Below are 3,576 nucleotides of genomic sequence, written 5' to 3'. Positions count from 1 at the left end.
GATTCACTCGATCGCCTTGGTATTCTCTACCTAACCACCTGAGTCGGTTTGGGGTACGGGCGGCTCGAACCTCGCTAGAAGTTTTTCTCGGCAGCATAGGATCACCCTCTTCCCGCATTCGCGGTCACTATCAGGTCTCAGGCTTTAATGCGATCCGGATTTGCCTGGATCGCGCCCTACACCCTTGGACGTGGACAACCATCGCCACGCGGAGGCTACCTTCCTGCGTCACTCCATCGCTTGACTACTACCAGATCGGGTCGTGCGCTCCACCGGCTCGATGGGACCGAAGTCCCGGTGAACCGGTTTCAGGCACTTAGCATCACTGGGTTCATCATGGGCGGTTCTTCGCCGGTTCCGGAATATCAACCGGATGTCCATCGACTACGCCTGTCGGCCTCGCCTTAGGTCCCGACTTACCCAGGGCAGATTAGCTTGACCCTGGAACCCTTGGTTATTCGGCGGACGGGTTTCTCGCCCGTCATTCGCTACTCATGCCTGCATTCTCACTCGTGTGGCCTCCACGGCTGGTTCACACCGCCGCTTCCCTGGCCACACGACGCTCCCCTACCCATCAACACGCCTGGACACCGAACCCGCAGGTGTCGGTGCCGAGCAAATATGTCAATGCCACAGCTTCGGTGGTGTGCTTGAGCCCCGCTACATTGTCGGCGCGGAATCACTTGACCAGTGAGCTATTACGCACTCTTTAAAGGGTGGCTGCTTCTAAGCCAACCTCCTGGTTGTCACAGCAACTCCACATCCTTTCCCACTTAGCACACGCTTAGGGACCTTAGCTGGTGATCTGGGCTGTTTCCCTCTCGACTACGGAGCTTATCCCCCGCAGTCTCACTGCCACGCTCTCACTTACCGGCATTCGGAGTTTGGCTAACGTCAGTAACCTGGTGAGGCCCATCGGCTATCCAGTAGCTCTACCTCCGGCAAGAAACACGTGACGCTGCACCTAAATGCATTTCGGGGAGAACCAGCTATCACGGAGTTTGATTGGCCTTTCACCCCTACCCACAGCTCATCCCCTCAGTTTTCAACCTAAGTGGGTTCGGTCCTCCACGCAGTCTTACCTGCGCTTCAACCTGGCCATGGGTAGATCACTCCGCTTCGGGTCTAGACCCAGCGACTCATTCGCCCTGTTCGGACTCGCTTTCGCTACGGCTTCCCCACACGGGTTAACCTCGCCACTGAGCACTAACTCGCAGGCTCATTCTTCAAAAGGCACGCTGTCACCCCACACGCCCAACGGCGGGAGGCTCCAACGGATTGTAGGCACACGGTTTCAGGATCTATTTCACTCCCCTCCCGGGGTACTTTTCACCTTTCCCTCACGGTACTTGTCCGCTATCGGTCACCAGGGAATATTTAGGCTTAGCAGGTGGTCCTGCCAGATTCACACGGGATTTCTCGGGCCCCGTGCTACTTGGGAAACACCACCGGGAGTCCACACCATTTCGTCTACGGGGGTCGCACCCTCTATGCCGAGCCATTCAATGCTCTTCGACTATGACGCAGATTTCTCACTCCCTACAGAGGTGTCAGCCCCTGTTGGCGGGTCCCACGACCCCGAACGTGCAACGCCTGACAGCTATCACACACGCCCGGTTTAGCCTCATCCGCTTTCGCTCGCCACTACTCACGGAATCACTGTTGTTTTCTCTTCCTGTGGGTACTGAGATGTTTCACTTCCCCACGTTCCCTCCACACACCCTATATATTCAGGTGCGGGTGACTGGACTTGCCTCCAGCCGGGTTTCCCCATTCGGAAATCCTCGGATCACAGTCTGGTTATCGACTACCCGAGGCTTATCGCAGATTCCTACGTCCTTCTTCGGTTCCTGGTGCCAAGGCATCCACCGTGTGCCCTTAAAAACTTGGCCACAAAGATGCTCGCGTCCACTGTGAAGTTCTCAAAATACAACCGGCACCCCACACCCACCACAGCATCAGCTGCGATCTCGGCAGGGCCCACGACCAGAAGAAACCAGCCGGCACACCACCAGACCCACCATCACGGCAGGCCCGGCACTGCGTCGTCCGATCCTTCAGGACCCAACAACGTGTCAAGCACCCACCCGAACCCCCGCCGCGTTCCACTCCCTCCCACCCTTACGGGCGATCAACGGGTTGTACTTGCGAGCAGCAGCTCGACCAGGCGCCAAAATCGATGTTCCACCCTTGAGCACCCGCTGCCCCACACTCGGGGACAGACCGGGCTGCCATAAATGACTGCTCCTTAGAAAGGAGGTGATCCAGCCGCACCTTCCGGTACGGCTACCTTGTTACGACTTAGTCCCAATCGCCAGTCCCACCTTCGACGGCTCCCCCCACAAGGGTTGGGCCACCGGCTTCGGGTGTTACCGACTTTCGTGACTTGACGGGCGGTGTGTACAAGGCCCGGGAACGTATTCACCGCAGCGTTGCTGATCTGCGATTACTAGCGACTCCGACTTCATGGGGTCGAGTTGCAGACCCCAATCCGAACTGAGACCGGTTTTTTGGGATTCGCTCCACCTCGCGGTTTCGCAGCCCTTTGTACCGGCCATTGTAGCATGCGTGAAGCCCAAGACATAAGGGGCATGATGATTTGACGTCATCCCCACCTTCCTCCGAGTTGACCCCGGCAGTCTCCTATGAGTCCCCACCATGACGTGCTGGCAACATAGAACGAGGGTTGCGCTCGTTGCGGGACTTAACCCAACATCTCACGACACGAGCTGACGACAACCATGCACCACCTGTACACCAGTCCGAAGACGCACCCATCTCTGAGTGATTCCGGTGTATGTCAAGCCTTGGTAAGGTTCTTCGCGTTGCATCGAATTAATCCGCATGCTCCGCCGCTTGTGCGGGCCCCCGTCAATTCCTTTGAGTTTTAGCCTTGCGGCCGTACTCCCCAGGCGGGGAACTTAATGCGTTAGCTGCGGCACGGATCTCGTGGAATGAGACCCACACCTAGTTCCCAACGTTTACGGCATGGACTACCAGGGTATCTAATCCTGTTCGCTCCCCATGCTTTCGCTTCTCAGTGTCAGTAATGGCCCAGAGACCTGCCTTCGCCATCGGTGTTCCTCCTGATATCTGCGCATTCCACCGCTACACCAGGAATTCCAGTCTCCCCTACCACACTCTAGTCTGCCCGTACCCACTGCAAGTCCGAGGTTGAGCCTCGGATTTTCACAGCAGACGCGACAAACCACCTACAAGCTCTTTACGCCCAATAATTCCGGACAACGCTCGCACCCTACGTATTACCGCGGCTGCTGGCACGTAGTTAGCCGGTGCTTCTTCTGCAGGTACCGTCACTTGCGCTTCTTCCCTGCTGAAAGAGGTTTACAACCCGAAGGCCGTCATCCCTCACGCGGCGTCGCTGCATCAGGCTTTCGCCCATTGTGCAATATTCCCCACTGCTGCCTCCCGTAGGAGTCTGGGCCGTGTCTCAGTCCCAGTGTGGCCGGTCGCCCTCTCAGGCCGGCTACCCGTCGTCGCCTTGGTGAGCCATTACCTCACCAACAAGCTGATAGGCCGCGAGTCCATCCCAGACCGAAAAACTTTCCACACACT

2 rRNA genes are annotated in these 3,576 nt (G+C 57.4%); both read right to left on the bottom strand.

The window, feature by feature from the left end:
* Nucleotides 1-1,892: ribosomal RNA gene (locus tag ACYVNR_RS21675) — 23S ribosomal RNA — on the bottom strand; the annotation flags it as partial.
* 360 nt (nt 1,893-2,252) lie between these two features.
* A 16S ribosomal RNA gene (locus ACYVNR_RS21670) occupies nt 2,253-3,576 on the bottom strand; the annotation flags it as partial.

It is taken from the genome of Terrabacter koreensis, from assembly GCF_054783315.1.
This window is presented reverse-complemented; position numbering and strand designations above follow the sequence as displayed.